This window comes from Sorangium sp. So ce1014 (assembly GCF_051521505.1).
In the GTDB taxonomy this organism is placed as follows: Bacteria; Myxococcota_A; Polyangia; order Polyangiales; family Polyangiaceae; genus Sorangium.
On sequence record NZ_CP150356.1, the window covers coordinates 2,423,457 to 2,449,381 of the forward strand.

General features: G+C 72.5%; 21 protein-coding genes. 15 read left to right on the forward strand and 6 right to left on the reverse strand.

Annotated elements, in window-relative coordinates; all coding sequences use genetic code 11:
• Nucleotides 1–34 precede the first annotated feature (34 nt).
• Nucleotides 35–1,057 carry a GTPase ObgE gene (gene obgE / locus WME75_RS09310; protein WP_437488703.1) on the reverse strand — a complete coding sequence of 341 codons (1,023 nt, stop codon included), beginning with the start codon at nt 1,055–1,057 and terminating at the stop codon, nt 35–37.
• A 121-nt stretch (nt 1,058–1,178) separates the two neighbouring features.
• Here obgE and WME75_RS09315 point away from each other — a divergent pair, with 121 nt between their 5' ends.
• A complete protein-coding gene (locus WME75_RS09315) occupies nt 1,179–2,696 on the forward strand; it encodes an ATP-binding protein (RefSeq protein ID WP_437488705.1) in 1,518 nt (505 codons plus the stop codon).
• Between the two features lie 143 nt (nt 2,697–2,839).
• On the opposite strand, the gene WME75_RS09320 is transcribed toward WME75_RS09315, so the two are convergent.
• On the reverse strand, nt 2,840–3,523 hold the full coding sequence (locus WME75_RS09320; protein ID WP_437488708.1) for a hypothetical protein: 684 nt from the start codon (nt 3,521–3,523) through the stop codon (nt 2,840–2,842).
• 438 nt (nt 3,524–3,961) lie between these two features.
• Here WME75_RS09320 and WME75_RS09325 point away from each other — a divergent pair, with 438 nt between their 5' ends.
• The 3 genes from WME75_RS09325 to WME75_RS09335 all read left to right on the forward strand — a co-directional run bounded on the left by WME75_RS09325 (nt 3,962) and on the right by WME75_RS09335 (nt 8,131).
• The gene (locus tag WME75_RS09325) at nt 3,962–5,077 is read left to right on the forward strand and encodes a diacylglycerol/lipid kinase family protein (protein WP_437488710.1); all 1,116 of its coding nucleotides are present in this window, start codon (nt 3,962–3,964) and stop codon (nt 5,075–5,077) included.
• A 247-nt stretch (nt 5,078–5,324) separates the two neighbouring features.
• Nucleotides 5,325–7,148 carry a DUF4215 domain-containing protein gene (locus WME75_RS09330; protein WP_437488713.1) on the forward strand — a complete coding sequence of 608 codons (1,824 nt, stop codon included), beginning with the start codon at nt 5,325–5,327 and terminating at the stop codon, nt 7,146–7,148.
• 371 nt (nt 7,149–7,519) lie between these two features.
• Nucleotides 7,520–8,131, forward strand: a complete 612-nt coding sequence (locus WME75_RS09335) for a hypothetical protein (RefSeq protein WP_437488715.1) — start codon at nt 7,520–7,522, stop codon at nt 8,129–8,131.
• A gap of 95 nt (nt 8,132–8,226) precedes the next feature.
• Here WME75_RS09335 and WME75_RS09340 read toward each other — a convergent pair whose 3' ends face one another.
• The 3 genes from WME75_RS09340 to WME75_RS09350 form a co-directional block, all read right to left on the reverse strand.
• Nucleotides 8,227–9,540: an inositol-3-phosphate synthase gene (locus tag WME75_RS09340; protein WP_437488717.1), complete on the reverse strand. Its 1,314-nt coding sequence runs from the start codon at nt 9,538–9,540 to the stop codon at nt 8,227–8,229.
• A gap of 320 nt (nt 9,541–9,860) precedes the next feature.
• Nucleotides 9,861–10,451 carry a Uma2 family endonuclease gene (locus WME75_RS09345; RefSeq protein WP_437488720.1) on the reverse strand — a complete coding sequence of 197 codons (591 nt, stop codon included), beginning with the start codon at nt 10,449–10,451 and terminating at the stop codon, nt 9,861–9,863.
• A gap of 72 nt (nt 10,452–10,523) precedes the next feature.
• Nucleotides 10,524–11,741 carry a hypothetical protein gene (locus WME75_RS09350; protein ID WP_437488722.1) on the reverse strand — a complete coding sequence of 406 codons (1,218 nt, stop codon included), beginning with the start codon at nt 11,739–11,741 and terminating at the stop codon, nt 10,524–10,526.
• A gap of 27 nt (nt 11,742–11,768) precedes the next feature.
• On the opposite strand from WME75_RS09350, the gene WME75_RS09355 reads away from it, so the two are divergent.
• From WME75_RS09355 to WME75_RS09365, 3 genes are all read left to right on the forward strand, one after another.
• Nucleotides 11,769–13,178, forward strand: coding sequence for a PQQ-dependent sugar dehydrogenase (locus WME75_RS09355; RefSeq protein ID WP_437488725.1), 1,410 nt, complete (start codon nt 11,769–11,771; stop codon nt 13,176–13,178).
• A 288-nt stretch (nt 13,179–13,466) separates the two neighbouring features.
• Nucleotides 13,467–13,922, forward strand: a complete 456-nt coding sequence (locus WME75_RS09360) for a hypothetical protein (protein WP_437488728.1) — start codon at nt 13,467–13,469, stop codon at nt 13,920–13,922.
• The gene (locus WME75_RS09365) at nt 13,919–14,542 is read left to right on the forward strand and encodes a hypothetical protein (RefSeq protein ID WP_437488731.1); all 624 of its coding nucleotides are present in this window, start codon (nt 13,919–13,921) and stop codon (nt 14,540–14,542) included. The genes WME75_RS09360 and WME75_RS09365 overlap by 4 nt, the downstream gene beginning before the upstream one ends.
• A 268-nt stretch (nt 14,543–14,810) precedes the next feature.
• Here the strand turns inward: WME75_RS09365 and WME75_RS09370 are convergent, their stop codons facing one another.
• Complete coding sequence (locus WME75_RS09370; RefSeq protein ID WP_437488733.1) at nt 14,811–15,812, reverse strand: LLM class flavin-dependent oxidoreductase; 1,002 nt, start codon at nt 15,810–15,812, stop codon at nt 14,811–14,813.
• A gap of 210 nt (nt 15,813–16,022) precedes the next feature.
• Here WME75_RS09370 and WME75_RS09375 point away from each other — a divergent pair, with 210 nt between their 5' ends.
• The 8 genes from WME75_RS09375 (at nt 16,023) to WME75_RS09410 (ending at nt 25,860) form a co-directional block, all read left to right on the forward strand.
• Complete coding sequence (locus tag WME75_RS09375; RefSeq protein WP_437488736.1) at nt 16,023–18,794, forward strand: HEAT repeat domain-containing protein; 2,772 nt, start codon at nt 16,023–16,025, stop codon at nt 18,792–18,794.
• Between the two features lie 30 nt (nt 18,795–18,824).
• Nucleotides 18,825–20,582, forward strand: coding sequence for a hypothetical protein (locus WME75_RS09380; RefSeq protein ID WP_437488739.1), 1,758 nt, complete (start codon nt 18,825–18,827; stop codon nt 20,580–20,582).
• Nucleotides 20,583–20,716: 134 nt separating this feature from the next.
• Nucleotides 20,717–21,043, forward strand: coding sequence for a TerB family tellurite resistance protein (locus WME75_RS09385; RefSeq protein ID WP_437488741.1), 327 nt, complete (start codon nt 20,717–20,719; stop codon nt 21,041–21,043).
• Nucleotides 21,044–21,156: 113 nt separating this feature from the next.
• On the forward strand, nt 21,157–21,660 hold the full coding sequence (purE, locus tag WME75_RS09390) for a 5-(carboxyamino)imidazole ribonucleotide mutase (RefSeq protein WP_437494778.1): 504 nt from the start codon (nt 21,157–21,159) through the stop codon (nt 21,658–21,660).
• Between the two features lie 42 nt (nt 21,661–21,702).
• A complete protein-coding gene (gene purK, locus WME75_RS09395) occupies nt 21,703–22,890 on the forward strand; it encodes a 5-(carboxyamino)imidazole ribonucleotide synthase (RefSeq protein ID WP_437488744.1) in 1,188 nt (395 codons plus the stop codon).
• Nucleotides 22,891–23,055: 165 nt separating this feature from the next.
• Nucleotides 23,056–23,769: a hypothetical protein gene (locus tag WME75_RS09400; protein ID WP_437488747.1), complete on the forward strand. Its 714-nt coding sequence runs from the start codon at nt 23,056–23,058 to the stop codon at nt 23,767–23,769.
• Nucleotides 23,766–24,830: a hypothetical protein gene (locus WME75_RS09405; RefSeq protein WP_437488749.1), complete on the forward strand. Its 1,065-nt coding sequence runs from the start codon at nt 23,766–23,768 to the stop codon at nt 24,828–24,830. Before WME75_RS09400 ends, WME75_RS09405 begins: the two co-directional genes overlap by 4 nt.
• A gap of 46 nt (nt 24,831–24,876) precedes the next feature.
• Nucleotides 24,877–25,860 (forward strand): hypothetical protein, encoded by a 984-nt coding sequence (locus WME75_RS09410; RefSeq protein WP_437488752.1) that lies wholly within the window; start codon nt 24,877–24,879, stop codon nt 25,858–25,860.
• Nucleotides 25,861–25,925 lie beyond the last annotated feature (65 nt).

The following is a 25,925-nucleotide window of genomic DNA, read 5'->3' on the forward strand; positions in this document are numbered from 1 at the left end:
GATCTGCGCGGAGAGGACACCCCCGCTGAGGCGATCACGCCTCGCGCTTGCGCACGAAGGGCGTGAGCTCGTTGATGAGCTCGGTTACGCCCTCGCCTGTCGCGGCGCTGACGAGGTGGAGCTTCACCTTCGCCTTCGCGAACCGCGCCTTGAGCTTCGGGTACGCCTCGCGCACCTCGGTCAGGTCGGCCTTGGTCAGGGCGACGATCTCGGGGCGCTCCGCGATCGCCGGGCTGAACTTCTTGAGCTCCTTGCGGAGCGCCCGGTAGTCGGCGAGCGGCTCGCGCCCCTCGCCGGGATCGAGCGTCACGAGGTGGAGGAGCGCCCGCGTCCGCTCGACGTGCTTCAGGAACTGGATGCCGAGCCCGACGCCCTCGCTCGCGCCGGGGATCAGCCCCGGGATGTCCGCGATGACGAAGCTCGACCCGCCCGCCCGCCCGCCGCCGCCGATCTCGACCATGCCGAGCGTCGGGGTGAGCGTCGTGAAGGGATAGTCGCCGATCTTCGGCCGGGCCGCCGAGACGGCCGCGACGAAGGTGCTCTTGCCGGCGTTGGGGAAGCCGAGCAGGCCGACGTCGGCGAGCACCTTCAGCTCCAGGCGGAGCTCGCGGACCTCGCCCGGCTCCCCGGGCTCGGCGCGCCGGGGGGCCCGGTCGTGCGACGACTTGAAGTGCAGGTTGCCGCGGCCCCCCTTGCCCCCGCGGGCGACGACGATCCGCTGGCCGTGCTCGGTCATGTCGGCGATCAGCTCGCCGCTCTCCGCGTCGAAGATCTGCGTCCCCACCGCGAGCTTCTCGACCCGGTCGGCGCCGGCGTGCCCGTGGCAGTCGCTCCCCATCCCGTGCTCGCCCCGGTCGGCCTCGAGCGTGCGCGCGTAGGTGAAGTCGAGTAGCGTGGACAGGCCTTCGTCACCCACGAAGACGACGTCCCCGCCGCGGCCGCCGTCGCCGCCCGCTGGGCCGCCGAAGGGGATGTACTTCTCGCGCCGAAATGCGACCGCTCCATTGCCGCCATCCCCCGCGATGACCTTCAGACGGCACCGATCAACGAAACGCATGGTGGCGGCTCACAGAACGCATGGTGGCGGCTCATAGCATAGAACTGAGGAAAGACCCCAAAGCGGAAGGCCGCCCCGTGCATCGGGCCGCCCGCCCGACCGGTCTGCCAGGAGATCCCAGGTGCGCGCTCGAATCCTGATCGTCGACGACAACACGAGCCTCGCCGGAAATCTTCGCGAGGTCCTGGAGGGCGCGCGCGAGCTCGACGTGGAGGTCGCCCTCGCGCCGGACGGCAAGCGGGGGCTCGCCGCCGCCCGCCGCGACGGCTTCGACGTCGCGGTCGTCGACGTCAAGCTCCCGGACGCGAGCGGCCTCGAGCTCATCGCCCCGCTCCGCGCCGCCGCCCCCCACGGCGAGATCGTCCTCGTGACCGGCTTCGCGACCGTGGACGCCGCGATGGCCGCGCTCCGGGCCGGCGCCTTCGCCTTCATCCTCAAGTCGTTCCGCCCCGAGGAGCTCATCTCCACGGTGGCCCAGGCGATCGAGAAGATCTCGCTGAAGCGGGAGCGGGAGGAGCTCGAGCGGCGGTACCGGGCGATCGTCGACGCGGCGGACGTGCTCATCCTCGGGCTGAACGCCGAGGGTCGCGTCGCCCTCTTCAACCCGCGCCTGTCCGCGCTGACCGGGGTGGGCGGCGACGCCGCGCTCAGCATGCCGTTCTGCGAGACGCTCGTCGACGAGACCGAGCAGCGCCGGTTCAACCAGTCGTTCCAGGGGGTCGTCGAGGGCGACGCCGCCGCCGAGGTCGAGGTCGGCGTCCGGGACGCGGTCGGCGCGATCCGCCGGGTGCGCTGGCACCTCTCCGGCGTCCGCAGCGGCGCGCGCGGCGGCCGGACCGACCTCGTCTATGGCATCGGCATCGACGTGACCGAGCGGCGCGCCCTCGAGCGGCGCGCCGCCGACGCCGAGGCCCTGAACGCCATGGCCCCGCTCGCCCTCGGGCTCGCGCACGAGATCCGGAACCCCTTGAACGCCGCGGTCCTGGAGCTCCACCTGCTCAGCCGCGGCATCGACCGTCTCTCCGACGAGGCGATCCGCGAGCCCATGAAGCGGCGGGTCGGCATCGTCGAGGCGGAGATCGGCCGCCTGGGCCGGCTCCTCGGCGAGTTCCTGGAGCTCGCCCGCCCGCGCGCGCCCCACCGCGAGCCCGTCGACCTGGCCCGGGTCGTCCGCGACGTGCTCGACCTCGAGGAGGAGGCGCTGGCGAGCCACCGGGTCGAGGTCGTCCGCGACCTGGCCGACGACTGCTTCGCGCTCGGCGACGTGGAGAAGCTCAAGCAGGTGGTCCTGAACCTCGTCGTCAACGCCCTCGACGTCATGCCCGACGGCGGGGTCTTGCGCGCGTGTGCCTCGGGGGACGCGCACGAGGTCTGGCTGTCGATCGCGGACACCGGTCCCGGGATCGACCCGACGATCCTCGCGGAGATCTTCGATCCGTTCTTCACCACCAAGGCGGCGGGCACCGGCCTCGGCCTCGCGATCGTCCGGAAGATCGTCGATCAGCACACGGGTCGTGTGGAGGTCAACACGCGCGCCGCCGACGGCGCGACGGTCCGCGTGCGCCTCCCCCGCTTCACCCCCGATCCCGTCTCCCGCCCTCCCACCGGCTCCACCCCGCCCCGCGGCGCCGGCATCTAGTCTGATGCTCTGGCCCCACCGAGCGGCGTTCACCCGCACAGGAGACGGGCCCAGATCGGCGTTTTCGGCGCGCAGGCGTACTCCAGTACGCCGAGCACCGAAAACGTCGAGGTGGGCCCGTATCCGCAGCGGGTGAGCGCCGCTCAGCCGACGATGCGCATGGGGGGCTTGAGGGGGAGGGGGGGCTTCGAGCCGGGAGCGGAGGGGATCGCGGAGGGGGCCGGCTTGGGGACCGCGTCGCCCTCGAGGGCGGCGAGCGCGACGAACAGCCGGTCCATGCCGTAGTCGAGGGCCACCTCGCGCTGGAAGACGTGGGCGACCTTGATGAGGCGCAGCGACGTCTGCTTGCCGAGGTCGATCTCGCGCTCGAGGAACGCCTCGAACGAGCCGTAGCCCTTCGCCTGATACAGCTCCTGCTGCTGGATCTCGGCGAGCACCACCCCGATATCGAAGAACCCCTTGTCGAGCCGCTTGCGGAGCGTCCGGATCTTCTGGGTCTGGTTGTGGAGCTCGGCGATCTTCGCCTTGATCTCCTCCGCGCCGCTGGGCACGCGGATCGTCGCGCGGGCGCTGCCGGGAGGCGCCGGCTCGGCGGCCCGGGCCCGCGCCTCGGCGGCGTGCTTCGCGGCGTGCCGGGCAGCCCAGGGCGCAGCGCCGCGGAGGCCGAGCTTACGCTTCGAAGCGCTTGACGAAGATTTCGAGTCTTCCTTGATTACCGGATTCACGGGCTTCGCAAGCTGACTTTCAGCGCCCCCCTTGGCGCTCGAAGAGGCCTTCTTCTTCGTGCCCGTCTTCTCGGAGCTGCCCTGCTTTGTGATCTTCGGCATGTCGCTGCGTCCCCCGCTGGGTACGAGATCGTCGCGGCCCTTCGCCCCAAGCGCGCGCCGCCCGCGCGGGGGTAAAGACCCGCACGGCTGTCAAGCCCAATTGGTTCGACAGGTCGTCGCCTTACCAAAAAATCGACCTCCCCGTCCACTAAGTTTCGGGGAGGCTCTCGCTTTACCGAGGGTCAGCATGACCCAAGATCGGCCCGAGAGCCAAAACCCATGAGCATCGCATGCTTGGGCGTCTCTCGAAAAGCGGGAGGTCGCCCCGCGAGCGGTGTTCTGGTCACGTTGGACTACAGCAAGGTCCCGGCGGGCTCGACGCTTCGATCCACCGGCCGGCGTCGGCTTCTGCGGCTTCTGCGCGTCGCCTTCGCCTTCGGCTTCGGCGCGCCCGCGCGATCTGCAAGCGCGGCGGTCGGTCGTGGTAGATCGCGGTCCATGACCTCTCCGCCCGCCGGTCGCGGCCCCGATGACGTCTCCCAGGCCGTGGCCGCTGATGCGCCGCGTCGTCCGAGCGACGTGCCGCGGGGCGCGGCGAGCCATCGGATTGCCGTGGTGGTGAACGGCAACGCCAAGAGCGTGACGGCGGAGGTGATCGAGACGCTCGATCAAATCCTTGACACCGGGGATCTATTCGTGTCGCGGCGGGTGGAGGAGAGCGAGGGCATCGCGCGGATCCTCGTCGACCGGGGCTACGGCACGATCCTCACGGGCGGGGGCGATGGGACGTTCACCGTGGTGGTGACGGCGGTGGTGAACGAGGCGAAGCGGCGCGGGCTGCCGCTGCCGCGGTTCGGGCTGCTCCGCCTGGGGACGGGCAACTCGCTGGCGTGGGTGCTCGGCGCGTCCGGGGGCGCGGGCGCGAAGCCTGGGCTCGCGGTGGACCTCCAGCGGCTGCGCGCCGAGGCCGGGAGCCGGAACCTGCGGCTGGTCGAGGCCGAGGACATCCTGTCGCCGTTCTGCGGCTTCGGGATCGATGCGGTGATGCTGCGCGACTACAACGCGGTGAAGTCGGCGCTCGCGCGCGGCCCGCTGAAGCGGCTCGCGCCGGGGCCGGTGGCGTACGCCGTCGCCGCGACGACGCGGACGATCCCGAGCTACCTTGTGCGGCGCACGCCGCACTGCCGCATCATCAACGAGGGCAACGACGCGATCCGCGTCGGCGAGAAGGGGACGATCCTCGGGGCGCCCATCAAGAAGGGCGGCATCATCTACGAGGGGCCGGCGAAGATCGCGGCGCTGTCGACGATCCCCTATTACGGATTCGGCTTCCGGATGTTCCCGTACGCGGACGATCGCCAGGACCGGATGCAGCTGCGCGTGTCGATGATCTCGCCGTTCACGTTCGTGCGGAACTTCTCGAGCATCTGGAGCGGGGAGTTCGACGACCTGGAGACGGTGTTCGACTACTTCGTCGACGAGGTCACGATCGAGATGGACCCGGCGACGAGCTTCCAGATCGGCGGCGACGTCCGCGGTGAGCGCTCGCGCGTGCGGGTGCGGCTGACCGAGCCGATCCGGATCGTGGACTTCTACGCGCCGCCGCGAGGGTAGCGCGCGAGGACGCGCGAGGATGCGCGAGGACGCCGGCTGAGCGCCGCTGACCTGTGACTCCGCCTTCATGGGGTTCACTCCGGGGCAGATTGGGCCGCCGCCCCGCGCGAGGCCCCCACGGACTCCGGAAAGGGCGGCTGTGGGGGCTTCACATGAAAGGAGGTTGCACCGAAGATGGCGCCGCGCGGGTGGAGTAGCCACGCCGCGTCATCGACGAGCGAGTTTGCCCTTTCCCCGGAGCGATCGAATGAATCCACGATGGACGACGTGCCTTCTCATGCTGGGGCTGACGGCGGGCGCCGCGGCATGCGGGGACGATGGCGGCGGCGCGGGCACGGGAACGGGGGGCGACGGCGGCGCCGGCGCGACGGGGGGTGGCGGCCAGGGCGGTGACGGCGGCTCCGGCGGCGGTACTGGCGGCTCGGGCGGCTCCGGCGGCGGCACTGGCGGCTCGGGCGGCTCCGGCGGCGGTATTGGCGGCTCGGGCGGTTCGGGCGGTATTGGCGGCTCGGGCAGTTCGGGCGGCGGTATTGGCGGCTCGGGCGGCTCGGGCGGTTCGGGCGGCGGTATTGGCGGCGCGGGCGGCTCGGGCGGCGGTATTGGCGGCTCGGGCGGCTCCGGCGGCGGTATTGGCGGCTCCGGCGGTTCGGGCGGCAGTATTGGCGGCGCGGGCGGTGCTGGTGGCACGGGCGGCGGTACTGGCGGCACGGGCGGCGGTATTGGCGGCGCGGGCGGTGCCGGCGGCTCGGGCGGCAGTATTGGCGGCACCGGCGGCTCGGGAGGTGACGCTGGCTCGGGTGGCGTCGGTGGCTCAGGCGGAAGTCTCAACCTGCCCGACGGCGCCGCCTGCGCCGAGGACGCGACGTGCGCAGGGAGCTTCTGCAGCCGGGAGGACTTCAACGGATGGCCCGCTGGCTACTGCATCAGCTCGTGCGAGCACACCGGCGGCACCTGTCCCGGCCATGGCGTCTGCATCGAATCCGGCACCAACGGGCACCTCTGCTACGGGGCGTGCACCACCTCGAGCGATTGCCGACCCGGCTATGCCTGCGCACCCGCCGCCGACGGGACGCTGAGCTGCCGACCGGCGTGCACGGAGGACGCGCACTGCCCGACGCGCGGCAGGTGCAACGTGAGCACCGGCCTCTGCAGGATCTACGAGGCGAGCTGCGCCGACGGCGAGGACAACGACCGCGACGCAGCCGTCGACTGCGACGACGACGATTGCGACGAACCGTGCGCCGCGCTCGTCGCGGAGGCCTGCGCGGCCGCGCCGCCCGCGCTGCCGGAGGTCTCGGGCGACACCTCGCTCGGCACGAACGCGTTCGATGCCTCCTGCACGGGCGCCGGCCGCGAGGACGTGTACCTGTTCGTGGCGCCCGAGGAACAGTCGGGCACGCTCTCGGTCGTGCTCGAGTCGGACACCCACCATGGGCTTTACTTCCGCGGCGTGTGCGAGGACCCAGACACCGAGCTTGATTGCGCCGACGGCGCCCACGGCGGGATCGCCGAGTCGCTCGAGATCGTCGTGAGCGCCGGCGAGTCGGTGAGCCTCGTCGTCGACGCGGAGGCGCCGGGCGACGAGGGCCCGTACGCCCTGCGCTCCACGTTCACGCCGGCGGTCTGCGGGGACGGCACCCTGACGCGGCCCGAGCAGTGCGACGACGCCGAGGGCTTCGGCGCCTGCGCCGACGACTGCTCCTCGGCCTGCGAGCGCGCGAGGGAGGCCGTCCTCGGGGTGAACACCGGCGACACGCAGACGGGCACGATCGCCTTCACGAGCCATTGCACCCTGCCGAACACGCGCGAGGACGTGTACTGGTTCACGCCTCCGGGGGACGGCACGCTCACGCTCGTGCTGTCGTCCGACACCGATCAGGCCCTGTTCGTGAGGTCGAGCTGCCTGTGGGCGAGCTCCGAGCTCGCGTGCGAGGACAGGGAAGGGGGAGGCGAGGACGAGACGCTCGTGCTCGACGTGACCGGCGGCGTTCCGCTGTTCCTCTTCGTCGACGGCTTCTGGTCTCAGGACGACGCCGGGCCGTACACGCTCGACGTCTCCTTCGCGCCCTGAACACCGTCGTCGCCGGGCATCCCACCCCGGCCAGCGCTCCGGCGCGGCTTCGATCACCCGCGGATGACCCCCGATGGAGGGCGGCGCCTCCAGCCTGAGGGAGCGCGCCCTCAGCGCGCCGGACCCGGCGCGGCCCGCCCGCGCCCCGGAGCGCGCCGAGGCGCGCAAACGCCGGCGTTCGCGGGGTCGAGCACCGGAAGCGGGGAGTGGCACGTTTCCTGTTTAAGGGAGTTGCATGACGCTTGGCGCGGTCCAAGCGGCGAGCGGGACGACCCGGGTGACGATGGACTCGACTCCATCGCCTGCGCGGCGGCCTGCCCGCATGTCAGTTCATGTGGTGTCCAATGAAATACCCGAAAGAGAGCTCAATCATGAAGCGTGCAATGAACCTCCTCGTCGCGTCCCTCGTGTCCTCGTTTGCGCTCATGGGCTGCGTCGCCGACGCGACCGACCTCGACGCGGAGCTGGCCGGCCTGGAGGAGGTCGAGGAGGCCGCGCAGGCGCTGTGCGTCGATCGCGCTGCGCTGCCGGCGTTCGACCAGACGGCCGTCCAGTCGAACTCGGGCGACGTCGGCAGCTTCACCGTCCGCGAGTCGCCCGACAACAGCTATTACAGCAGCAAGGTCAATTACGTCGTCGAGGTCACGAACGTGAAGAACTCGTTCGCGTCGAGCCAGACGGCGATGGCGTACAGCGTCAACGCTGCCCAGTCGAAGAGCCTCTGCGAGAACACGACGACGACCGCGACGCTTTACGGCTTCGACGAGGTCGAGGGCTGCTGGGTGCAGATCGGCGCGACGAGGAGCAAGACGGGCGTGTACTCCCCGGGCGGCGGCTTCATCCCGCCGAGCTGCAGCGACGGGGTGAGCTGGGCTATTCCCAAGACGGTGACCAAGGTCCGCATCAAGGGCAAGTCGGTGCTGCAGACGATGTTCGGGCCGGCCGGGCAGAAGATCGCGGAAGGCACGAGCTGGATCCACTGAGCCAGCGCGCGGAGCGGGGAGCGCGCGATCGCCAGCGCGCGCTCCCCGCTCGCCGGGACCGCCGGGCACGCCGCGCGCGCCTGCGCTGCCCGCGATCAGTCGTAGTACTCGTTGCCCAGGTGGGTGATGAGGTCCTCCCCCATGAGCCAGCGCATCGTGTTCTTGAGCTTCATCGACTGGATGAAGAGGTCGTGCTCCGGGTACAGGGCCGGCGCGGTCATCGGGCTCTTCCAGTAGAAGCTCAGCCACTCCTGCGTGCCGCGCAGCCCGGCGCGCTGCGCGAGATCCAGGAGGAGCGAGAGGTCGAGCACGAGCGGCGCGGCGAGGATCGAGTCGCGGCAGAGGAAGTTGATCTTCATCTGCATCGGGTAGCCGAGCCAGCCGACGAGATCGATGTTGTCCCAGCCCTCCTTGGCGTCGCCACGAGGAGGGTAGTACTCGATCCGCACCTTGTGGAAGAGCTTGCCGTAGAGCTCGCCATGGACGTGCGGCTGGAGGATGTGCTCGAGCACCCCGAGCTTCGAGACCTCCTTCGATCGGAACGACTCCGGGTCGTCGAGCACCTCGCCGTCGCGGTTGCCGAGGATGTTCGTCGAGAACCACCCCGCGACGCCGAGCATCCTCGCCTTGAGCCCCGGGGCGATCACCGTCTTCATCAGGGTCTGGCCGGTCTTGAAGTCCTTGCCGGCGATGGGGACCTCCTGCTTCCGCGCGAGCTCCCACGCGGCCGGGAAGTCGACGGTCAGGTTCGGGGCGCCGTTCGCGAACGGGATGCGCTCCTTCAGGCAGGCCCAGGCGTAGAGCTGGGAGCTCGAGATCGCCGGGTGGTCCTCGGCGAGCCCTGCCTCGAAGCGCGCGATCGACTGGTGGACCTCCGCAGGTGCGATGTGGACCTCGGTCGAGCCGCACCAGACGGCGACGGCGCGCGCCGCGCCGCTGTCGCGCAGGAAGGCGCGGAGATCTTCCCGGAGCTGCTCCACCATCTCGGCCTTGCTCGCGGCCTTCTTCACATGGGTGCCGTGGAGGCGCCGCACGTACTGCGGGTAGAACGCGGCGGGCATCGGCCGGATGCGCTCGAGCTCCTCGCGGACGGCGTCGAGGTGGCGGCGCTCCAGCACGTCCGCGTGGCGCGCCGCCTCGTAGGCGTTGTCGGGGAAGATGTCCCATGCGCCGAACACGAGCTGATCGAGCGTCGCGAGCGGCAGGAAATCCTTGATCCTGGGCGCGCGGTGGTCGGTGCGCCGGCCGAGCCGGATCGTGCCCATCTGCGTGAGCGACCCGATCGGCGCCGCGAGCCCGCGCCGCGCGAGCAGCGTGCCGGCGATGGTCGTCGTGGAGACGGCGCCCAGCCCCGGCAGCAGGACCCCGAGCTTGCCCTCTGCCTTCTTGATCTCTTTCGGCTGCTTCACGTGACGTGTTCCCCCCGGTCGTGGTCGTGGGCGCTCCTCGGGCAGGGGCGGGGCATCCGCCGGTGCCGTGCGCGCGGCGAGCGCGGCGTCGGCCGAGGCCGCGGGGCGCTGCGACCGCCGGGAGCATGAAGCCCGGCGGCCGCGATCACCACGGCCCGGCGCGCGGGCGAGGGCGTTTCCGGCGCGCCCCCTTCAGCGGCTTCCGGCGCGCCCCTCGGGCCGGCGCCTCGGACGGCGCCGGCCGGGCGGCCGGGAGACGGCTGGCGACCGCGCGCGGCAGGGGCTCCGCAGGGGTCAGGCTGGACGCTCGTCCGTGTTCGTCAGGCGTCGTCGTCGCCGTCGAGCAGGCCATGCACCGAGAACTCGACGGCCTCGAAGGGCTCGGCGTGGATGCGCTCCTCACCCTGAGCGTCCAGGACCAGGAGATAGCCGTCCTCCGTCCAGCGATAGACGATGAGCGTCTCGGCGACCGGATCGATGAGCCAGGTATGGGGTACGCCCGAGCGCCTGTAAGCGCGCATCTTCTTCACGACGTCGTTGCGTTCGTTCGAGGGCGAGAGGATCTCGCAGACCCAGTCCGGTCGCACCAGGATGGGACTTTCCCTGGGGAGCTCGGGCAGCCGCTCCCGGCGCCAACCGGCGATATCCGGGCGGTAGACCTCGCGGATCTCGAGCTGCACCTCGGTCTCTGTCAGGAAGCGCCATCCGCCGGGCCACGGTCCGCCGGGGCGGCGATCGTACGGGCCGCCGAGCCGGATGGTGAGGCGCGCCTGCGAGCTGCCGTGACGCGGGCTGGGCATCGCCTTGCGCACGAGGTCGCCATCGATGATCTCGTGGAAGCGCTCGGGCTCCGGGATGGCGAGGAGGTCGGCGACCGTGGCGGGCGCCTTCTTCAGAGCGGCGGGCGGCATGGCGGGAGGATAGGGCTTCCGGTTGCGGACAGCCACCCGGGGCCGGCGCCGACCCTTGCCGCTCTCGGCCTGTCAGGGCGCGGCGGGCGGGTAGCCGGCGGCGGGGGTCATCGCCTCGATCCAGGCGCGGACCGCTGCGACGGCCTCCTCGTCGACGCGGCGGGTCGCGAGCGGCGGCATCTGCTCGGGCGTTGCGCCGGGCGCGTCGCGCCGGGACATGGCGCGGAGCAGCGTGCTGCGATCCGGATCGCGGGGCCTCAGCCGGTAATAGCGGGCTTCCGGCGGCGCCCCGGACGGGCGGAGCTTCGCTGGCTGGTTGATCGCCGTCTTGTAGACGCGCGTGCCGCGCACATCGCCCACCTGGCCGGCAGCATCGATGTCGAGGCGCATCTCGAAGTGCGTGGCGACGCCGGACGGATGGTGGCACGAGACACCGCAGTTCGCGTGGAGCAGACCGAGCGCGCGCCGCTCCGTCTCGGTCCCGGGCACCTCGAGCGCGGCCGCGCTGGGCAGCGGGCCGCCGGACGTCGTCGAGAGCAGGCCGCGCTGGAGCAGCTCGGCGTACGTCAGCCCGCCTGCTCCCCGCGCGGCGAGCTGGATGGCCTCGAAGCCGAGCGGGTTATCGGTCTTGCCCGCGTGGCAGCGGATGCAGTCGACCTGCGCCGGGATCGCATAGCCGTCCGCGCCGGGCACGCGGGGAACACCGGCCTTCACCTGCAGCGCGCTCGCGCCGTCCTCCGACCAGACATAGGTGGCGCGCGTCCAGCGATCCTCCGCGGTCTTCCAGAGGAGCCTCGTCTCGATGCGGCGGTTCGCGCCGGAGGCGGGGTCCCGGAACTCCTTCCACAGCCTGGTGCCGACAGGGAAAATCCAGTCGTTCATCCTGGAGACATCGAGGGTCGAGCCCGGAGGGAGGTAGATCCAGCGCGTCTTCTCGGCGCCGTCGCTCCAGAGCTCGAACGCCGGCCTGAACTCGCGGACCCCCTCCGCGAGCGAGCGCGCGCCGAAGTCGCTGTAGAGGCCGGTGCAGCGGAGATCGTGAGGATCCTCGTCCCCGTCCTTGCAGGGCGGCGGATCCCGGGGCGCGGCGGGCGCGCTCGCGGCTGGGCGCTCGTCCGCTCGGGCGCCGCGCGCGGCTGTGTCGGCGCCGCGCGTGGCCGTTCCGGCGTGTGCGCCGAGCCGGTCGGGCGCGGGGAGGCGATCGGCCCGGGGCGTCTCCTGCGCGCTGCAACCGCCGCAGCTCGCGAGCAGCAGCGACGCGACCACGGCTTGCCATGGATGGCCGGTCATGGTGAAGGTGGAGACGGAGGTGTCCGCTTGTCCGAGAGACCGATCCACCGCCGCGCCGCGGGGCGCGCTGCCTGTGTGACGAGAGCGTGCGCGTTCCATCGGGCCGCCTTGTGCCTCCTGCTCGCGGGCAGTGTAGCCGCCTGCGACAGGCGTGTGCAGGTCGCGGGGCCGCCCGAAGGGCCTCGCGAGGGCGGCGCCGCCGGCCAGGCCGCGGCAGAGAACGCGGCCCCGCCGCCGGCGCAGGCGGGCGCGGCGCCCCCCGGTCCGGCGCCCGCCGGGGCGGAGGCGGCCGCCACGAAGGGCGCGCCCGCCGCGGAAGGCGCGCCTGCGCCGCCGCCGGCGAACGCGGCGGAGCTCGCTCGTCCGGCAAAGTGCGGCGGCGTCCCGCCGCTGAAGCTCACGCTGGTGGCGAGCGGGTTCGACCAGCCGACGTATGTCGCCGCGCCGCCCGGCGATCCGGCGCGCCTCGTGGTGCTCGAGAAGCCGGGGATCCTCCGGCTCGTCAAGGACGGCGCGGTCCAGCCGGCGCCTTTCCTCGACGTGCGATCGCGCGTGTTCTTTCCGGCGCCGAACGCGGAGGGCGGCCTGCTCGGGCTCGCCTTCCACCCGGACTACGCGAGGAACGGGCGCTTCTGGCTTCATTACTCGTCGGCCCCGCGCGGCAACGTGGTGATCGAGGAGTGGAAGCGCGGGGCGCAGGGCGAAGGCGCCGCCCATCCCGAGCCGGTCCGGTCGCTCGTCGACGTGAAGCACGGCGCCTGGAACCATGTCGGCGGCATGCTGGCCTTCGGCAAGGACGGCCACCTCTACGCCGCCATCGGCGACTCCGCGCGATCGCCGAGCCCGGCGGCCGATCTCACCTCGAAGCTCGGCAAGATCCTCCGGATCGACGTCGATCAGCCGGGGAAAGCGCCGGCGGGCAACATGACCAGCGGCGATCCGATGATCTGGGATTACGGGCTCCGGAACCCGTGGCGGTTCAGCTTCGACCGGCTCACGGGGGATCTGTACATCGGCGATGTCGGTCAGAAGAGCTGGGAGGAGATCCTTGTGGAGCGCCCTGGCCAGGGCAGGAACGATTACGGCTGGGAAGCGATGGAGGGCGCCCATTGCTATCCACCGGGCGCGGCGTGCAAGCCGCGCGGGGTCCCGCCCGCGGTCGAGCACCCCCGCAGCGAGGCGGGCTCGATCGTCGGCGGCTACGTCTATCGCGGGGCGAAGATCCCGTGCCTGCGCGGCCGCTATCTGTATGCCGATTACGTGACAGGGCGCTTCTTCTCCTTCGTGTGGGACGGCAAGGCCGCGACCGATCGCGCCGAGCTCACCACCGCGTTGAGCCCGAACGGTCTCCCGGCCTCGTTCGGCGAGGATGCCGCCGGGGAGATCTATGTGGTGATGTTCAACACGGGGCGTATCTATCGGATCGACCCGGGGTGAGGCGTCCGCGAGGCCCTTTCGAGGCGTCGAATGCTTCTCCGGCGGCGAGGTCCGACGCCTTCCTGCATGGCTATCGGGATCGGCGGCGGCCTCAGCGGCGCCTTGGATCGCAGTGCCGCGCGCTCGTCGGCGGGGTGATGCTGGCGGGGGCCATCGAGCGCTCCTCGCTCGTACGCGGCGAGAGCCGGCGATCGAGCTCCACGGCTCTACTCAGCGAGGACCGGCGCGATCTGCCTGGCGCTTGCTGTCCGCCCTCGCCGCAGCGCCGCCGTGGAGGTAGAGTAGGCCATGAGCTCTGCATCGCGCGGGAGGGTTCGTTGCGATTTCGCCGTCTATGATGGCCAGGCGCGTCTCTCGGTGCTGCTGGAGGCCAAGCGACGGTTCGGGACGGATCCGTCTTGGGCCCGTGCGTGGCATGCGATGGTCGTGGAACGCATGGCTCAACCGATCGACGCAACCGTCGTGCTGGTCGTTCCGGACCGCATCTACGCCTGGCGACCTGGGGCCGGCGCGTCCGCGGATCCGGACCTGATGCTCGATGCGGAGCCGTGGCTCAGGCCGTACTTTGACAGGTTGAAGATTCCCGTTGTGGAGGTCGACCCGCAGGTGTTCGAGACGATTGTCGGGCTCTGGCTCGATGATGTCGTGCAAGGCAAGCTCCCTGCGGGTAACGATACTCCGAACGCTCGGGATTTTCTGGACATCCTTCGAGGAGGCGAGGTCGTTCGGCAGGACGCGGCATGAGAGTGTACGCCGAGAGCAACTTCGTCCTCGAAATCGTCCTCGAGCAAGAGCAACACCTGGCCTGCGATGGCCTCATCGGTTTGGCCGTCGATAGATCGATCGAGCTGGTACTTCCTGCCTACGCATTGCTCGAGCCTCATGAGACGCTCGCGCGGCGCATCATCGAATGGAAGCGACTCCGCTCGGGCCTCGATATCCAGCACAAACAGCTCCAGCGCTCCGCCTCCATGTCTGTCGAAGCGTCGCAGCTTGGCGATGCCTCGTATCTCCTGATTCGTGCGGAACAGAATGCGAAAGAGCGCTTCTTTGCCGTTCGCGAGAGACTGCTCGGCGTCGCGCAGATCCTCCCCATCGACGGCCCGGCACTTCTGGCGGCGGGGAACCTCGTGAAGGGTTTTGCGCTCAATCTACCGGATGCGCTCATGCTCGCATCCGTGCTTGCGGATGCGGAGGCTCGACCCGCGCCGAGCGTGTTCCTCAACCGCAACACGAACGACTTCGACGACCCGGAGATCGTGGCATGCCTCCGTCGGCTCCGTTGTGATTTCATCGGGAGCTTCGGTGGTGGCCTTGCACGCGTGAAGAAGATGCTCGCGGCACCACCGGCACCAGATTCCTGAGGCGGTGGCACCGTCCCGGAAGCCCGGCGGACTTCGCCGGAGGTGGTGGAGCACCGCGCTGGACGCCCGGCGGACTTCGCCGGAGGTGGTGGAGCACCGCGCTGGACGCCCGGCGGACTTCGCCGGAGGTGGTGGAGCACCTTCCCGGAAGCCCGGCGGACTTCGCCGGAGGTGGTCGAGCACCGTCCGGAGAACGTGTCGGACTGCGTACGTTGCACGCGAACGCGGCGCCGAGCCCAGCACGAGCCCGCGCGGCCGGCGAGGGGCTTCACCCGGCCCGGGCGAGCTCGTCGCGCGCCTGCGCGGTGAGCTCGAGCGAGCGCACGCGCGCCGCATGGTCGAAGATCGGTGAGCTCACCATGAGCTCGTCGGCGCCGGTGCGGGCGATGAAGGCGCCGAGCCCCCGCCGCACGGCCTCGGGCGAGCCCGCGATCGTGCAGGCCAGCATCTGATCGAGGCCGGCGCGGTCCAGCGGGCTCAGCTGGCGCTCGAAGTCGTCGACCGGCGGCGGCAGGGGCCCCGGGCGGCCGCGGCGCAGGTTGACGAAGGCCTGCTGAAGCGAGGTCCCCAGCCGTCGGCCCTCCTCGTCGGTGTCGGCGGCGAACACGTTGACCCCCAGCATGACAACCGGCTGCGCGAGCTGATCCGAGGGGCGGAACTCCCGGCGGTACAGCGCGATCGCCTGCGCCATCTGGCCCGGCGCGAAGTGGGAGGCGAAGGCGTAAGGGAGGCCCAGCGCCGCAGCGAGCTGCGCGCCGAAGAGGCTGGAGCCGAGGATCCAGATCGGCACGTTCAGGCCCGCGCCTGGCACGGCCTGAACCAGCTGGCCAGGCTCCGCCGGGCGGAAGTAGCCCATCAGCTCCAGGACGTCCTGAGGGAAGCTGTCGGCGTCTCCGGACAGGTTACGCCTTAGCGCGCGGGCGGTCGCCGGGTCGGACCCGGGAGCCCGCCCGAGGCCCAGATCGATGCGCCCTGGAAAGAGCGACGCCAGCGTGCCGAACTGCTCGGCGATCATGAGCGGCGCATGGTTCGGCAGCATGATCCCGCCCGCGCCGACGCGGATCGTCGAGGTACCGCCGGCCACGTGCGCGATCACGACCGAGGTCGCGGCGCTGGCCACGCCGCCCATGTTGTGGTGCTCGGCCAGCCAGTAGCGGTGATAGCCGAGCCGCTCGGCGTGGCGGGCGAGGTCGAGCGTGTTGCGGAAGGCCAGGGCGGCATCTCCGCCTTGAACGATCGGAGCCAGGTCGAGAACGGAAAAGGGGGTCATTGGGGCACCTCGGTGGACTGTTGCACGGCGAGGACGGTTCCGGGAGCACTCCCGGGGAGGGGGGCGCTCCCTGGGGCGCGGAAACGCCCTCCCTCCAGCGCACCCGCGCCCTCCCTCCAGCGCACCCGTCCGCCCGGCGCCTCGCCCTCGGCGCTCGAGCCGCCTGGAACGGCCATGACGCGGCCGCGCTCGCTGTATTACGCTCGGGTCGTGCGCCGTACCGTCTCTCCGCTGCGTCGGCTCCCGCAGGTCCTGCTCGTCGTCGCCGCCTCGGCCGCCGCGCTCGCGCCGGGGGAGGCCGCCGCGTTCCTCTGGCCCAACGTGCCGGAGCAGATCGCGCGCGCGCTCACGTCGGGCGACGTCTCGGAGCGGCGCCTCGCCGCCACCCGCATCGGCGAGCTCGCCCCGGAGACGGCGATCGGGCTGATCCAGAAGGGCATGAGCGATCCGGACGTCGAGGTGCGGCTGGCCCTCGCCGGGGCGGCCGTGCGCTTCCGGATGCCGCGCGCAGGAGACCTCGTGATCGAGTGGCTCGGCGAGGGCGACGCGCGCCTGCGGCTCGCCGCCTGCGACGTCATCCGCGCGGCGCCCACCGATCGATCCGTCGTCGCCCTCGGCCGGGTGCTCGGCGATCCCGACCCGCACGTCCGCCTCGCCGCCGCGGCCGCCATGGGCGCGGCGGGGCTCCCGGACGCCGTCTCGCCGCTGCTCGGCCACCTCGATGACACCGCGCCGGAGGTGCGCGCGGAGGTCGTGCGCGCGCTCGGCCGGATCGGCGACACGCGCGCCGTCGTGCCGCTCATCGGCAAGGTGCAGGACTCGGTCCCGGAGGTCCGCCGGGCCACGGCGCGGGCGCTCGGAGAGCTCGGCGATGCGCGGGCCGTCAGCGCGCTCATCCTCGCGCTCCAGGACGCATCCCAGGACGTCCGCGTCGAGGCGGTGAGCGCCCTCGGCCGGCTGCGCTCGGACGAGGCGACGTCCGCGATCGCCGATCTCGTCGAGGCGTCGCCGGCAGGCACGAGCGCGTTCCTCGGAGCGCGCCCGACCGACAGCGGCACCTCGAGCAACGACGTGCGGGAGGCGGCGCTCCGGGCGCTCGGCCGCATCGGCTCCGACGCGGCGGTGAAGGTGCTGCTCGCGGCGCTCGCGAAGGACGACCCCGCGGCGCCGCGGTCCGCGGTCCGTGACGCCCTCGTCAGCGCCGGGAAGCCGGCGGTGACGCCCGCGCCGGCAGCGGCCCCCGCGCCGGCAGCGGCCCCCGCGCCGGCAGCGGTCCCCGCGCCGGCTGCGGCCCTCGCGCCGGCAGCGGCCCTCGAGCCGGCTGCGGCCCCCGCGCCGGCGGCCCCGCCCGGCGGCGCGGCGAGCGCTCCGAAGGGCACCGCCCTCCCCGCGCTCGTCGCCGCGCTCGCGGCCGCGCCGTCGGCCAACACCGCCGCGGGCGCCGCCCTCGTGCTCGGTGAGCTCAAGGCCAGGGAAGGGCTGCCCGCGATCGTCCGGGGGATGCAGCGGGGCGTCGTCCCGCTCCGGCACGGGCTCCGCGCCCTCGGGGCGCTCGGCGACCCCGCGGCGCTGCCCAGCGTGCTCGAGCTGCTCGGCGACGTCGACCCCTCGGTCCGCCGCGAGGCGATCCGCGCCGCGACCGCGCTGCTCGATCCCGCGCGGCCCGACGGGCGCGCCGTCGACCCCGCGCGCGCCCTGCTCGTCGACCCGGCGACCCCGCCCGACGAGAAGCTCGCCCTCGTCCAGCTCCTCGGGCGCACCGGCTCGCCGCGCGCGCAGGAGGTGCTGCTGCCGCTCGCGAAGGCCCGCTCCGCGCCGCTCCGCCTCGCCGTGATCGAGGCGCTCGGCGCGGCGCGCGCCGCCGGGAAGCTCGGCGCCGCCGTGGACGCCGCGCTGCTCGAGGCGCTCGACGACGAGTCGGCCGACGTGCGCCTCCGGGCAGCGGTCGCGCTCTCCCGCGTCGCCGGCCCCACGATCGCGCGCGCGCTGCTCGAGCGCCTCACCGTCGCCGCCGAGCAGGACCGAGGCGCCCTCGGCATCGCCCTCTCGGGCGCGCTGTCGCGCGTGGCGGACGACCCGAAGGACGGCAGCGGCGAGGGCCTCGCCCACGACGTCGCGGCGGCGATCGCGAGCGCCCCGGACGCCGCGCGCGACGCGCTGCTGGAAGGGCTCGGCCGCATGCCCGGGCAGGCCGCGGGCGCCGCGCTCGCGCGGATGGCCTCGGCGGCGCCCATCGACGACCGCCGCAAGATCGCCGAGGCGCTCGCCGGGCACCCGGAGGCCGCCGCCGCGCTCCGCAAGCTCGCGGGCGATCCGGATCCGGGCGTCCGCGCCAACGCCGTCTGGTCGCTCGGCGCGGTGGGGGACGACAGCGCCGCGCTGCCGCTGCTCCAGCCGCTCCTCAAGGACCCCGACGCCGCCGTGGCGGGCAACGCGGCGGGCGCGATCGGGCGCATCGCGGGCCGCGCCGGCCAGCCCGCCCGCGCGGCCGCGGCGCTCTGCGGGGCGCTCGCCGACGCGCGCCCCTACGTGCGCGCCAACGCGCTCGCCGGCCTCACGGTCGCCCGGGCGCGCTGCGACGGCGCCGCGGCCCGGGACCTGCTCGCGCGCGACCCCGCCGAGGCGGTCCGCCTCGCCGCCGCCGACCACCTCGCGCAGGGCGGCGCCGACGCCGATCGCCGCGCGCTCGCCCGCTGCGCCGGCGAGGACAGGAACGCCTCGGTCGCGGTGCGCTGCGCCCACGCCGCCCCGCCCCGCGCGCCCCCCTCGGGCGCCGAGGACGTCGCGGTCTTCGTCGTCCCGTTCGACGCGGGCCGAGGCGGCTCGGCCCGCGACGCGCCGGTCCCGCGCGCCCCCTTCGCGCTCGTGCGCGCGGACGGCCTCATGCGCCTCGGCGTCGCCGACCGGCGCGGCGAGGTCTTCGAGCGCGGCGCTCCCCGAGGGCCGCTCCGCCTCGCCGTCCCGGCGCCGCTCGTGAAGTGAGCCCGCGCCCGCCGCGCTGAGCCGCTCTCCATGCGCAGCCGACCCGACGTCGAGCTCCGGATGTCCAGGACCGTCCACCCGGGCGACGTCGTCCAGGTCGAGCTCGTGCTCCGCAGCCGCGGGAGGACGCCGGTCGACTCGATCGAGCTCCACCTGGAGGGCATGCAGGTCGCCCGCGTCGAGGAGCGCGTCCTCGTGCCGCCCCACTTCCTCTCGCTCGTCGCCCGCCTCGCGGGGGAGACGACGCTCCCGGAGGGCGAGCAACGCTACCGCGCGAGCTTCCCGCTCCCGGCCGACGCGCCCTGCTCGTACCTCGGCACGCGCGCCGAGATCCGCTACGGCATCACGCTCTCCATCGCGATCCCGTGGTGGCTCGACGTCCAGGAGTCGTACGAGGTGCTCGTCACGCCGTGCCCCGTCACGCGCCCGGCCCGGTCGCCGGTCGCCGGCACCACGGCGCGCGGCGACAGCCCCTTCATCGAGGTCTCGCTCGACGATCAGGTCTTCGCGCCGGGCGACGAGATCTCGGGGGCGGTGGCCCTCGGCAACGTGCAGGGCCGCAGCGTGCGCGGGATCGAGATCTCGCTTGTCGGCGTCGAGCGGCTCCTCAGCGTCGACCCCGCCGCGTCGAACCGCGCGACCGAGGCGCACCGCTTCACCGCCTTCCGCCGCGCGGACAGCCGCGACGAGGGGCGGGAGCTGCCCTTCCGGTTCCGGATCCCCCGGTCCGTCGCGCCGTCGTTCGACGCCGGGTGGGTCGCCCTCCTCTGGGGGCTCGAGGTGCGCGTCGAGCTCGCGCGCTCGGACGGCATCGTCCACACGACGCCGCTCGTGCTCGGCGTCTTCGATCGGCCGCCCGGCCTCGGCGCGATGCGCCGGCAGATCGGCTCGGGGCGGTGGCGCGGGGTCTGGGGCACGGTCGGCGCGCGCCACGGCCTGTCGCTCGACCCGCTGGAGCTGCGCCTCTCGGGCGTGCTCGCCGGCTGCGCGGCGTCCGTGTGGATCGACGCGGGCGCCTCGTCGAGCGGCGCGATCGTCGGCGAGCTGCGCTGGCCGTCGTGGGGGCTCGACCTGGAGGTCGGCGTGAAGCGCTTCCTGCTCGCGCTCGCGTCCGAGGACGACGAGGGCTTCGGCCGCCGCTACCGCGTGCGCGGGCGCGACCCCGGCCAGGTCCGCGCCGTCGTCGCGGGGCCGCTGCGCCGGGCGCTGCTCGCCTTCGACGATGTCCGGCTCGACGACGAGCACGTGTCGGTCCGGTCCCGCACGCCCGGCCACGACCAGCCCTGGCTCGGCGCGTTCCTGGAGCACCTCGCCGCGCTGGCGGTCGAGATCCGCGCCGCGTCCGCGCGCATCCCGCCGCCCACGCCCATGGCGGCGATGCGCCCGGCCTGGGAGCAGTTCGCGGCCGAGGTCCACGGCCGCTTCGAGGTGGGCCGCATGCGCATCCGCGACGCGCAGCTCGACGGCGTCACGTTCCACATCGACACGTGCTTCGAGCGAGGCCCGCACCCCGAGCGCTCCGAGGTCACGCTGGTGCTCGATCCGCCCCTGGATGCGGCGCTCGATCCCGACGACCCCGAGCAGCTGCGCGCGGCCTCGCCCCGGGCGCGCGAGGCGGTGAGGCGCCTGCGGGCCCGCACGCACGCGCTGCGCATCGCCCCGCACGCCATCGTGATCACGGTGCCGGCCCCGCTCGAGGACCCCGCCACCCTGCGCGACCTGCTCGACGCGCAGCTGCACCTCTCGGCGCTCCTGCGCGGCCCGCGCGTCGCTCGCCCGTACCGCTGAGCCGCGACCAGCGGGCGGGCCGCCGGAGCCGCCGAGCCGCGGAGCCGCTGAGCCGCGGCGGGGATCCCCTTACGGCGGGCCGTGCGCCGATTTCCACACAGAACGCCGGCTGATCCGGGCTAGAGTCTTCGCCCATGCTCGACAAGCTCACTCGGCAAGAACGCCTCCAGCTGATGCGGTTCATCTGTTCGTTCGCCTGGGCCGACCTCCAGGTGCGCGAGCAGGAGCGCGAGTTCGTGCGCAAGATGATCCTGCGGCTCCAGCTCGACGAGGAGGAGGCCAAGGAGGTGCGCAGCTGGCTCGATGTGCCGCCCGTGGCCGACGACGTCGATCCGATGCAGATCCCCCGCGCGCACCGGCAGCTCTTCCTGGCGGCCGCGCGCGAGATGATCTCGTCCGACGGCGAGATCGGCGAGGAGGAGCGCGAGAGCCTGAGCCTGCTGGAGCAGCTCACGCGCTGACCGGGGCGCCGCGTCTCGGTGGGTGGATGGATGGTATCGATGAGTCGGCGATCGGTGGAACGATGAGCACGATGGCGCAGCGAGGGGCCGGCGAGGGCCGGGCCCCGACGGACATGGGAGCGAGCTCGACCGAGGGGCCCTGGGTCGGCGTGATCATGGGGGGCAAGAGCGACTACGAGCACCTCGCCGTGACGAGCGAGCTGCTCACGCAGCTCGGCATCCCGCACGAGGTGCGCGTCGTCTCGGCGCACCGCACGCCGGACCGGATGTTCGAGTACGCGAGCACGGCGGAAGCGCGCGGGATCGAGGTGATCATCGCCGCCGCGGGCGGCGCCGCCCACCTGCCCGGGATGGTCGCCGCGAAGACGGTGCTCCCGGTCATCGGCGTGCCCATCCCCGCCACGGCGCTGAACGGCATGGACGCGCTGCTCTCGATCGTCCAGATGCCGAAGGGGGTCCCCGTCGCCACGATGGCGATCGGCAAGCCCGGCGCCGCCAACGCCGCCCTGTTCGCGGCGGCGGTCCTGTCGGGCAAGCACCCCGAGCTCCGCGAGCGCCTCGCCGCGTTCCGCAGCGCCCAGGAGGCGGCGGTCCTCCGCGACGCGGTCATCGTCTAACCTCCTCCTCCACCCGCTCCGCCTCGTCCCAGGTCCTCGGAAATGCCCATCGCTCCCGGCTCTACGCTCGGTATTCTCGGCGGCGGCCAGCTCGGCCGCATGACGGCGCTCGCCGCCCGCACGCTCGGGTACAAGGTCCACGCCCTCGACCCGGACCCGGACTGCCCGGCCCGCTCGGTGCTCGATCGCTGCCTCGTCGCCGCGTTCGACGACGCGGCGCAGGCGGCCGAGCTCGCGTCGCAGTGCGACGTCGTGACGCTCGAGATCGAGAAGATCTCCACGGAGGCGCTCGCGGCCGCCGCCCGGCTCGCGCCGGTGCGCCCGTCGGCCGACGTGCTGGCCATGGTGCAGGACCGCGGCGTCCAGAAGAGCTGGCTGTCGAGCAACGGCTTCCCGGTGGGCCCCTTCCGCGAGGTCGCGACGAGCGCGCAGCTCCTCGAGGCGACGCGCGCCATGGGCGGGGCGTGCTTCGTGAAGTCGTGCGTCGGCGGGTACGACGGCAAGGGGCAGCTGCGGCTCTCGGGGGGCGCGTCGTCGGGCGACGGTGACGCCGGGAGCGAGGCGGCGGCGCTCTTCGGGTCGCTGGGCGGCCAGCGTTGCGTTGTCGAGCAGGCGCTCGATCTCGAGGCCGAGCTGTCGGTGCTCGTCGCGCGGAGCCCGAGCGGCAAGCTGGCGGTCTACCCGCCCGCCCTGAACCACCACCGCGACCAGATCCTCGACTGGTCGCTGCTGCCCGGCCCGCTCTCGGCCTCGGTGACCGGGCAGGCGGTGCAGATCGCGCTCGATCTCGCGGTCGGCCTGCGCGTCGAGGGCCTGCTCGTCGTCGAGCTCTTTCTGCTCCGGGACGGCCGCTTGCTCATCAACGAGCTCGCCCCGCGGCCCCACAACAGCTACCACGCGTCCGAGGTCGCCTGCGCGACGAGCCAGTTCGAGCAGGCGGTCCGCGCCGTCTGCGATCTGCCGCTCGGCTCGACCGAGGTCGTCCGCCCCGCCGCGATCGTCAACCTGCTCGGCGACGTCTGGGTGGACGGCGCGTCGCCGGCCTTCGAGGCCGCGCTGGAGATCCCGGGCGTCCGGCTCCACCTCTACGGCAAGCGGATCGCCCGCCCCGGCCGCAAGATGGGCCACCTCTCGGCCACGGGCCGCACGCCGGAGGAGGCGCTCGTCGCCGCGAAGCTCGCGATGGCCCGGCTCTCGTCGCACGCCGGGCTGCCGCTCCCCGGCCGCTGAAGGGCCTCCCGGCAGCGCGCGGCGCAGGCCGCTGACAGGCGCATGTCGAGCCCCCGCGCGGCCCGGTCGCCCGGTCGCCCGCTCGCGTCGATTCCTGAGCCGCCGGCGCGCCGCGGCGCAACTATAGACCTCGGCTGACGCGATCGCGTAACTGTTCCTGTGTCGATGCAGATCACCCTTTCGGGAGCCAGGCTGCAAACAGCGCTGTTCGCCTTGCTGGCGGCCGTCGCGGGCGCCGGGCTCGCCGTCGAGGTGCTCAGGCCGATCCTCCGATTGAAGAGCCGCAGTGGTGTCGTCCCGCTGCTCTCGCTGAGCTACGAGCAGAATGTGCCCACGTGGTACACATCGTGTCTTCTGTTCGCCTGCTCTCTCACCCTCGCGGCGATCGCTGTCGGCGCCCGCCGCGCGGGAAAATTCGTGAGGCACTGGTGGGGGCTCGCCGCGGCGTTCCTGTACATCTCGCTCGACGAGGTCGTGGAGATTCATGAAGCGGCGAGCTCCTGGCTCGATCTGGGCGGGGTGCTGTACTTCAGCTGGGTGATCCCGGCGGCCGTCGTCGTGGCGGCGTTCGGGCTCGCGTACCTCCGGTTCCTCGCGCACCTCCCGCGCGGCACCCGGAGCCGGTTCTTGCTCGCGGGAAGCCTCTATGTCACCGGCGCCCTCGCCCTGGAGCTGCCGCTCGGGTACTGGACCGAGCAGGCCGGCAGCGACAACCTCGTCTACGCGCTCATCGACTTCGTGGAAGAGTCGCTGGAGATGCTGGGGGTGAATCTCTTCCTTGTGTCCCTCGTCGACTATCTCGGCGTGCAAGGGTGGACGATCGGCTTCTCGCAGGCAGCTCCGGAGCCGCGGCCCGCCCCGGTCGAGCGTCCCGCATGAGCGCCCGGGCCGAGCCCGCGTCTCCGGCGCTCCTCGCCGCGGGCAGGGCGGTTTACATCGTCGGTCCCTGGTACGACTGGGCCTTCTTCCTGCTCCCGCCGCTCGTCGCGCTCGGCGCCGGCGCGCTGATCGCCGGGACGCCGTTCACCGACGCGCGGTTCCGGCTTCACGGGGAGAAGGTCACGTGGGCGGGGCTCTTCATCGGGACGCTCATTCACGGCCACCTCGCCGCGGTGCTCCTCCGGAGCCACGGCAACGCGGACATCTTCCGGCAGTACCGGCTCCGCTTCCTCGTGGCGCCGGTCGCCCTGTTCGCCGCGATGATGCTGTCCCTGTGGGCCGTCGCCTGCGTCTCGGTCCTCGTCGTGCTCTGGGACGTCTACCACTCGGCGCTCCAGACGTTCGGCCTCGGGCGCATCTATGACACGCGCGCCGGGAACGCGCCGGCGCTCGGCCGCCGGCTGGATCTCTGGCTCAACCTGCTCCTCTACGTCGGCCCCATCCTGGCCGGCGCGACGATGCTCCTTCACGTCCAGAGCTTCGACGCCTTCGAGGACGTGGGCGCCGCCTTCTTCACCGCTGTCCCGGCGCTGATGGACTCGCACCACCGCGCCATCAGCCAGGCCGTCATCGCCGCAGGCACCTTGTTCCTTGTCTATTACGCGCTCGCTTACCGCTCCCTGTACAGGCGGGGCTACCGGGTGTCGTTCCCCAAGGTGTGGCTGCTCGCGAGCACCGGGCTCTGCTCCATCTACGCGTGGGGGTTCAACCCCTGGGGACAGGCCTTCTTCATCATGAACCTGTTCCACGCGGTGCAGTACCTCGCGCTCGTCTGGTGGTCGGAGGGCGGCCGCCTCCGCCGGCGGCTGCGCCTCGACGCGCTCCGGGCCGGCAAGGCGATCGCGGTCGCCGCCTTCCTCGGCGGCGTCCTCGCGTACGGGGTCTGGGCCGAGCTCGCGCCGGCGGACGACCGCGCGCTCTGGTCGCTCACGCAGACCGTCGCCCTGATGCACTTCTGGTACGACGGCTTCATCTGGTCCGTGACCCGCAAGCAGGTGTGAAGTCGTCGTTGAAGCGCTCGATCAAGGCTTTGCCAGAGAGGGATGTATGAGAATCCAGGGTTGTCTCCGCTCCGTGCTCTTCTCGCTCGCGGTCGCCTCCACGGCGCTCGTCTCGCCCGCCTGCAGCAAGTCGCCGCAGATCACGGCGGAGAGCCTCGAGGACAACTGGGCGCTCGTGGAGCAGCACGAGCCCGGCTCCGTGGTCATGACCGTGGCCCAGGACGGCAAGGTCACGGTGCTCGTGAAGGACCGCGAGGGGAAGCCGATCGAGGAGGGCGTGTCGGGCAACCTCACGGTCAAGGTGCCTGGCAAGGACGGCGCCCCCGTGACGGCGCAGCTCGTGCCGGAGCCCAGATCGGGCGGTGTCCTGGTCACCAAGATCCCGCCGCTCGAGGACGACCTGACCGAGGTGAGCTACGAGTTCAAGGTCAAGGGCGAGCCGTTCACGGGGGTGCTGCACGTGCCGCGCGGCGGGACCCGGGAGCTCCAGGAGAGCGCCAAGGAGAGCCAGGCGACAAAGATCGACGGCATGAAGGGCCCGAACGGGGGGGTGCTCCAGCCCGTCGGGGACGACATCGTGGAGATCGTCGCCGACAAGGCGACGGGCGACGTGCGCGTCTACGTGCTCGATCTCAACCTCAAGCCGGTCGCGATCGGCGAGCGCGAGATCAAGCTGGCCATCCACACGGCGTCGGGCCCCGACGTCCTCGTGCTCGCGCCCGGGCCCGATCGGCTTTACTTCACGGGCAAGCTGAACGCGAAGGTCAACCCGACAAAGATCACGGTGGTGCTCAAGGAGGGCGGGCACACGGACGTGGTCCTCTGCGGCTACCGTCCGGGCTCGGTGATCGTGGTCGGCCCGAGCGCGCCGGTGATCGCCATCCTGGTGGCCACCGCGTGGGCTGTGAAGGTCAACGTCAAGCCCACGGTGATCGTGCACGACGACGATGACGACGACGGCCGCCGGGTCATCGTCGTCCACAAGGGCAAGGGGAAGGGAAAGGGCCGGGGCAAGTGGCGCTGGAAGTGAGGGGGAAGTGATGGTGGAGGTGCGCGCCGCGGCCACCCGCGGCGCCCGGGCGCGGTAAGGTAGGG

Excerpts from the sequence above, each read along its gene's own strand:
- WME75_RS09360 (WP_437488728.1), top strand. The coding sequence starts at position 13,467 with ATGAGCTCTGCATCGCGCGGGAGGGTTCGTTGCGATTTCGCCGTCTAT.
- WME75_RS09370 (WP_437488733.1), bottom strand. The coding sequence starts at position 15,812 with ATGACCCCCTTTTCCGTTCTCGACCTGGCTCCGATCGTTCAAGGCGGA.
- WME75_RS09365 (WP_437488731.1), top strand. The coding sequence starts at position 13,919 with ATGAGAGTGTACGCCGAGAGCAACTTCGTCCTCGAAATCGTCCTCGAG.
- WME75_RS09330 (WP_437488713.1), top strand. The coding sequence starts at position 5,325 with ATGAATCCACGATGGACGACGTGCCTTCTCATGCTGGGGCTGACGGCG.
- purK (WP_437488744.1), top strand. The coding sequence starts at position 21,703 with ATGCCCATCGCTCCCGGCTCTACGCTCGGTATTCTCGGCGGCGGCCAG.
- WME75_RS09385 (WP_437488741.1), top strand. The coding sequence starts at position 20,717 with ATGCTCGACAAGCTCACTCGGCAAGAACGCCTCCAGCTGATGCGGTTC.
- WME75_RS09345 (WP_437488720.1), bottom strand. The coding sequence starts at position 10,451 with ATGCCGCCCGCCGCTCTGAAGAAGGCGCCCGCCACGGTCGCCGACCTC.
- WME75_RS09320 (WP_437488708.1), bottom strand. The coding sequence starts at position 3,523 with ATGCCGAAGATCACAAAGCAGGGCAGCTCCGAGAAGACGGGCACGAAG.
- WME75_RS09325 (WP_437488710.1), top strand. The coding sequence starts at position 3,962 with ATGACCTCTCCGCCCGCCGGTCGCGGCCCCGATGACGTCTCCCAGGCC.
- WME75_RS09380 (WP_437488739.1), top strand. The coding sequence starts at position 18,825 with ATGCGCAGCCGACCCGACGTCGAGCTCCGGATGTCCAGGACCGTCCAC.
- WME75_RS09350 (WP_437488722.1), bottom strand. The coding sequence starts at position 11,741 with ATGACCGGCCATCCATGGCAAGCCGTGGTCGCGTCGCTGCTGCTCGCG.
- purE (WP_437494778.1), top strand. The coding sequence starts at position 21,157 with ATGGGAGCGAGCTCGACCGAGGGGCCCTGGGTCGGCGTGATCATGGGG.
- obgE (WP_437488703.1), bottom strand. The coding sequence starts at position 1,057 with ATGCGTTTCGTTGATCGGTGCCGTCTGAAGGTCATCGCGGGGGATGGC.
- WME75_RS09410 (WP_437488752.1), top strand. The coding sequence starts at position 24,877 with ATGAGAATCCAGGGTTGTCTCCGCTCCGTGCTCTTCTCGCTCGCGGTC.
- WME75_RS09400 (WP_437488747.1), top strand. The coding sequence starts at position 23,056 with ATGCAGATCACCCTTTCGGGAGCCAGGCTGCAAACAGCGCTGTTCGCC.
- WME75_RS09405 (WP_437488749.1), top strand. The coding sequence starts at position 23,766 with ATGAGCGCCCGGGCCGAGCCCGCGTCTCCGGCGCTCCTCGCCGCGGGC.
- WME75_RS09335 (WP_437488715.1), top strand. The coding sequence starts at position 7,520 with ATGAAGCGTGCAATGAACCTCCTCGTCGCGTCCCTCGTGTCCTCGTTT.